The sequence below is a fragment of the Oceanospirillum sediminis genome (genome assembly GCF_014164585.1).
In the GTDB taxonomy this organism is placed as follows: Bacteria; Pseudomonadota; Gammaproteobacteria; order Pseudomonadales; family Halomonadaceae; genus Oceanospirillum; species Oceanospirillum sediminis.
In genome coordinates this window covers 1-358 of the sequence record NZ_JACJFM010000230.1, presented here as the reverse complement: position 1 = coordinate 358, position 358 = coordinate 1, and the positions used below count along the sequence as shown (strand labels likewise).

Annotated in this window: 1 protein-coding gene; it reads left to right on the top strand. The window is 39.4% G+C overall.

What is annotated here, in order from left to right; all coding sequences use genetic code 11:
* Positions 1-358: hypothetical protein (locus H4O21_RS28520; protein ID WP_220495884.1), on the top strand; the 358-nt coding region annotated here is incomplete at both ends.

Below are 358 nucleotides of genomic sequence, written 5' to 3'. Positions count from 1 at the left end.
TGTTCAAATGAATAGCCCAATAGATTTTAGTAGCAATGGTGAAAATGATGATAAGATTGTAAGACTCAAGTTTTGGTCAGACACACAAATACCTGTAAGATTAACTGTGCAACAAGACCCTAACAACGACACAGAACGTGAAGCTGAAGTTAATCTTATACATACTGGAACAGGCTGGGAGGAACTAAGGTTTGATTTTACAACAGCCACTGCTGGATTTACAGGATCTGGCGCTTTAGGAATTCCTGACTTTACACCTTTTGAGCCTACAGGACAGTACATAAGATTTCAAATGTTTATTAGTCCAGGAGACGATGTATCTGGTACATTCTACTTAGACGACGTAGGTGTTTGCCCA